The 5,356-nt window shown below is 59.2% G+C and carries 5 protein-coding genes; 2 read left to right on the top strand and 3 right to left on the bottom strand.

The features are described from left to right. Positions 1–214 precede the first annotated feature (214 nt). Entirely contained in the window at positions 215–1,090 is an 876-nt protein-coding gene (locus AKL28_RS22990) for a Rossmann-like and DUF2520 domain-containing protein (RefSeq protein ID WP_050470620.1), read from the top strand. A gap of 100 nt (positions 1,091–1,190) precedes the next feature. Here the strand turns inward: AKL28_RS22990 and AKL28_RS22985 are convergent, their stop codons facing one another. Beyond that, positions 1,191–2,429, bottom strand: coding sequence for a glycosyltransferase (locus AKL28_RS22985; protein WP_050470619.1), 1,239 nt, complete (start codon positions 2,427–2,429; stop codon positions 1,191–1,193). 98 nt (positions 2,430–2,527) lie between these two features. Here AKL28_RS22985 and AKL28_RS22980 point away from each other — a divergent pair, with 98 nt between their 5' ends. Next, a complete protein-coding gene (locus tag AKL28_RS22980; RefSeq protein WP_050470618.1) occupies positions 2,528–3,190 on the top strand; it encodes a TetR/AcrR family transcriptional regulator in 663 nt (220 codons plus the stop codon). 26 nt (positions 3,191–3,216) lie between these two features. Here AKL28_RS22980 and AKL28_RS22975 read toward each other — a convergent pair whose 3' ends face one another. Then, the gene (locus AKL28_RS22975) at positions 3,217–3,918 is read right to left on the bottom strand and encodes an SDR family NAD(P)-dependent oxidoreductase (protein ID WP_050470617.1); all 702 of its coding nucleotides are present in this window, start codon (positions 3,916–3,918) and stop codon (positions 3,217–3,219) included. Between the two features lie 48 nt (positions 3,919–3,966). Then, on the bottom strand, positions 3,967–5,283 hold the full coding sequence (locus AKL28_RS22970; protein ID WP_082221642.1) for an MFS transporter: 1,317 nt from the start codon (positions 5,281–5,283) through the stop codon (positions 3,967–3,969). Between the last annotated feature and the right edge of the window lie 73 nt (positions 5,284–5,356).

Here is a 5,356-nt window from a genome sequence, read left to right as displayed (position 1 = left end):
GCCCCTACCCTCTGCTTCATTTGAAGTTTCAGCATCAGAACCAGACCTGATACTTTGCCTACTTCCGGCCGGAGTAAGTCATCGCCCTCAACTTCCTCAAAAATATAGTTGCGTATCGCAACCAATTAAACTAAGCTGATTCAAATCACTCAGGTTACCCAAAATATCTGAAGACCTTCGGCCGGCCGACATCGATTTGATGAGGAAGAACACCATGAGCGCAGCCACAACGCTTTCCCGCATCGGCTTCATCGGAGCCGGTCGCGTAGCCCAGACACTGGCCAGTGCATTTTCTCGTGCAAATTACCGGGTGGTTGCCGTGAGCAGTCGCAACGAAGCCAATCTCGCCGGCTTTCGCGCCCGCTGCCCAGGCGATGTAGCAGTGGGTTCGCCACAAGAAGTCGTCGATCAATCGTCCATTGTTTTCCTGACTGTCAGCGATGATGCAATCTCCTCCGTCTGCGCCAGCCTGAGATGGCATCCCGGCATCGCAGTAGTGCACTGTTCCGGAGCCACAGAGATCGCTGCCTTGCAAAGCGCCCAGGATGCCGGTGCATCCATCGGCGCATTTCATCCCATGCAGATGTTCACCAACCCGGATGTCGCCCTGGCGGGCCTCCCGGGATGTACGGTGGGCATCGAAGCGCACAGGGAGTTGCTCGATGACCTGCTCGACCTGGCGCGCGCGATCAATTGCATCCCGCTCTCCCTGCCGCCGGGAGTTCGTCCTCTCTATCATGCTTCGGCCTACTACGTCGGCCCATTCCTGATCGCCCTGCTCAAAGAGGGCGCCAAGCTGTGGCAGCGTTTTGGCGCAACCGAGCGCCAGGCCATGGATGCCATGGTGCCGTTGCTGCAAGGGACCGTGGCAGCTGTGATGGATGGCGGTCTTGCACGTGGCATGGGAGGCTGTGTCGCGCGTGGAGACATTGGAACAATCCAAAAGCATCTCGATGCGCTTGAGAATTGCGACGCGTCGGCGGCCTGCCTGTACCGCGAGCTGGCTATCCGGAATATTCCGCTGGCGTTGGAACGGGGATCGTTATCGCCGGATTTGGCAAGGAAAATCGAGGAGTTGCTGCAGCGGTAGTGGAGCGATCGATGCTCACGATACCTGCCGCATATTAAAAGGAAGAGAATTTCTACGAATCCCAACCATCCTTCGCCCCTCTTTAATCCCACACCTGACGTCAGGTTAAGTTTCCCATCAATTCTTCAATGGCCGTGACAGTCTCTTGCAATCCGTTCTCCCCAGCCATCGCTCTGGCGAGCACGCCTGCGTTGACACGCACGTCATATTGATCTGCAAAGGCGATTCCCTGCGCTAGCGCAGACGGCTGCAGCCGCTTTCCATTCAACGCCTTGGCGGCGACACCAAGTCCGGCAAGCCGGTCTGCCCAGAAAAATTGGTCGCCGGCGAAAGGGATCACGACGGACGGCACGCCCGCTCTGGCTGCCGAATGCGTTGTCCCGGAACCACCGTGATGGATCGCCATCGCCGTCCGCGGAAATAACCAGTCATGCGGGGTTTCGCCGATGACGAAAAAGTTCTTCGGCAACGCGGATGTATCCACTCCGCTCCACCCCGAATAGAACAATGCGCGCCGTCCCGCTACCGCAGCGGCCAATGCCTGTATCAGATGATGGCAGTCGAAACCGGCCATGCTGCCGAACCCGATATAAATGGGTGGCTCTCCGGCGGCGAGGAATTCTTCGAGTGCCGCCGGTGGCGACCATTCCGGGTTGCCGATGCTCCATTGGCCGCAGGCGCGCGCATTGGCAGGCCAATCGCCAGGCGAAGGCAACAGATTGGGGGAAATGCCATACAGCATGGGATGGTCGGTCCAGACGTGCTTGCGCGGCGGCAAGCCGCAGACACTGGTCCTGGCGGCGTTGGTCGCCTTGCGGAATGCCTGCCATAGCAAGCCGTTTACCAGACGATGGCTGGCCCGATTGAGCCAACGCGGTACTTTTCCGGGCGGAAGAAAGGGAGACGGGAAATCCGCCGTCGGCGTAATCGGAATGAGGCCGGCGCCGATGGCCCTGATACCGCGATATTCGGCAACCGACAGTCCGACGAAGGCGGCCAGCCCCGAAACAATCACGGCATCACACCCTTGCGTAGCATCGACCGCTTCCCGCATCCATGCAGCGGTGTGAGTATTGGCAATCCCGGCCAATGCCTTCGCTGTGTTATTGAAACCACCGTTGCGGCGTACAGCGCCAGAAAGCGCCTGGCCTGGCATCAGAACACTCTTGATGTCCCCTGAGAGCGCCATCGAAGGGACATTTAACGCAGCGGCTGTCCCCAGCGTTGACCTGTCGGCCAACAGCAGGATTTCATGGCCCGCATCCATCAGCGCCCGACTTAGTGCGGCAAGAGGGCGCGCGTCGCCCTCGGTTCCGTACGTCATGACAGCGAATTTCATGGTCTCCTCCCTGGCACGAAGAATCCTGCGATATGTAAAAATAAAAGTATACGACGTATACTAATGCATATCGTATATTTATTATCGGATCCCAAACCATGAGTGACCCCGAGGAAACAGGCCGCCGGGAACGCAAGCGCGTTCAGATGCTAGGACATCTGGCAGACACCGCTGCACGCCTGTTTGCGGCTCACGGTTTCGATTCGGTGACGATGGAGCAGATCGCGGCGGAGGCCGACGTTGCCAAGCGAACGCTGTACAACCATTTCCCCACCAAAGAGGCAACGCTCGCCTACTGGATGGATGCGGAACTGGAACGAGACCTGGCAGGCCTTCAAGACGACGTGGCAAAGTGCCCGACTTTCGTGTCGCGCCTGTCATGCGTGCTGGAGGCCTCGGCCGCCTGGTGCGAGAAACATCCTGATTATCTGGTGGCCTATCTCCGACACCGCTTCCTGAGTATTGTGGTCGCCGGAACAGATGGCAACGGCACAAACGGCAATGGCAGCGATATCATGCTTGCCTGGCAGCATCTGATTGCCGAAGGCCAGCGCACCGGCGAGTTGAACAAGAACAGCCCTGCCGATCAGCTCGCGACCTGGTTCCACCATTTATACCTTGGCGCGCTCCTGCGCTGGCTGACCATCCCCCGGCTTTCGCTGCAAAAGGAATTGAACGCAATCACTACGCTATTTATCGAAGGGGCGGGAATACGGGAGCAGGCACAAAAAACGCCTCCGCCTAAAACACGATCCCGCTGATCAGCGCAATCTATCTACTCTCCCAACTATTTACCCAAGGTGTAACCGCCATCGATCGTCACGATGGCGCCCGTCATGAACTGGAAAGGCGGCTGAGCCAGGGCGATGATCGCGCCCGCGATTTCCTCGGTGGTCGCCAGCCGGTTCATTGCATGGGCGGCGGCCATGGTCGCCTCATCAAGCTCGCCGGCTTCGATGGAACGCTGGATCATCGGTGTTTTCACGTAGCCCGGTGCAATGGCGACGACGCGAATGCCATCGGCTGCCCACTCATTGGCCAGCGATCGCGTCAGCGTCATGACGGCGGCCTTGGAGACGGCGTAATGCACGCGCCCCTTCGCCATCATCATGCCGGCAATCGAAGCGATGTTCACCACAACGCCCTTGCGCGCCTTCAGATGAGGATACAAGGCATGCATGGTATAGAACGAACCATTGAGATTGACCGCCATCACCCTGTCCCACTCGGCCGGACTCTTTGATGCCGATGGCTGGCGGTCACCGGCGATGCCGGCGGCGTTGACCAGCAGGTCGATGCCATCGAGCTGTCCGGCGGCGGCCTCCACCGAGGCATAGTCCGCAATATCGACAGGCACGGCGCCTTCGGCATCGCTCCTGTCCCAGACCACCACCGTCCATCCCGCCTGGCGCAACTGGCGAACCGTTTCTTGTCCGATTCCGCTGGCGCCGCCCGTGACTACCGCTACCTTGCCGTCGTGCGTACTCATGTCGTCTCCCTATATAACCGTGTTATCAGGTCCATGCGTCTTGCTTCCTCAATGGTTGCCCTGCAATACACGCGGCTTCTGAGCAGCCGCACGCACACTGATGACCGCCAGTACGGCGCTGGCCAGCGTCGAGAATGCAAAGATCTGCGCCGCCAATTGCCATTTGCCATCGCTGGCCTGCATGATCAGGCCGGTCAGTGTCGGCCCAAAGAAGCCTCCCAGCGCCCCGATGCTGGTGACGAGCGCCAGGGGACCGGCATGGGCGCCGATGGTGTTCTGTATCGCGGCATTGAGCGGGCCGTAATAAGCAATGGTATAGCTGGTGATCACCGAGACCGCAACCAGGAACATGCTGATCGATACCGAGGCGGCGCTGGGCAGCACAAAGAAACCAAAACTGCCAATCGCGCAAACCAGTGCCAGGTGCCAGCGGATATCGCCGCTGCGTTCGCTGCTTCGCCCAACCAGGTAGCTGAAGGCCAGGGCGATGATATTTGGAATCATCAGCAAGGTGCCAATCTGCAGCGGCGTAATCTGGTATTGCCCTCTCAGGATGGTAGGCAGGAAGTAGGACAGTGCGAATGTGGCGGCATAAGCGACCAGCAGCACCAGCAAGAGGCCCCAGAGGCGCGGCTGCCGGAATGCTTCGAAGCCATTGCGCCAGGATGCCGGTTTGTCTTCGCGCACCCCTGACTCCTCGTTCATCACGACCTGCAAGGCATCCCGCTGGGCATCGCTCAGCCAGCGGGCATCTCTCCAGCTGGCCGGCAACAGCCGATACACCAGCATTCCCACTATCACCGTCGGAATGCCTTCGATCAGGAACAGCCAGCGCCAGCCGGGCATACCAATATCGATGCGCAGCAACAGGCCGGCCAGTGGTCCGCCGAAGATCATCGCCAGGGGAATCGCCATGATGAAGATGGCGTTGATGCGGCTCCGGAAGCGCGGCGGCACCCAGGAAGCGATGTAGAAGTTGACCGCCGGAACGAAGCCGCCTTCCGCCATCCCCAACAGGAACCGCAGGGTATAAAACGATTTTTCACCATGCATCAACGTCATCAGGCAAGACACGACGCCCCAGCTGATGAAGATGAAGGCCAGCCAGCGCCTCACGCCAAAGCGCTGCAACGCCAGGTTGGCCGGCACGCACACACCCGCGTAGCCGAAGAAGAACAGGCCGGCGCCCAAACCATACGCCGCCAGCGAAATATCCAGATCCGCCCCCATCTGGAGCTGGGCATAGCTGATATTGGTGCGGTCCAGAAAGTTGAGCAGGTAACCTGCAAATAGCAACGGCAAGACGTGCCGCCGGAATAAAGCGACGCCGGCTCCGGCATCATCCAGTTTTTGCTGCGCGATCATGTTGGTCTCCTCCATATGGTGTCGTTGCATGCGTGGAGATGCGGGCTGATGCCTTCTTCTATCTCGTATGCCC

The sequence above is a fragment of the Herbaspirillum chlorophenolicum genome (assembly GCF_001189955.1).
Lineage (GTDB): Bacteria > Pseudomonadota > Gammaproteobacteria > Burkholderiales > Burkholderiaceae_D > Herbaspirillum > Herbaspirillum chlorophenolicum.
This window is presented reverse-complemented; position numbering and strand designations above follow the sequence as displayed.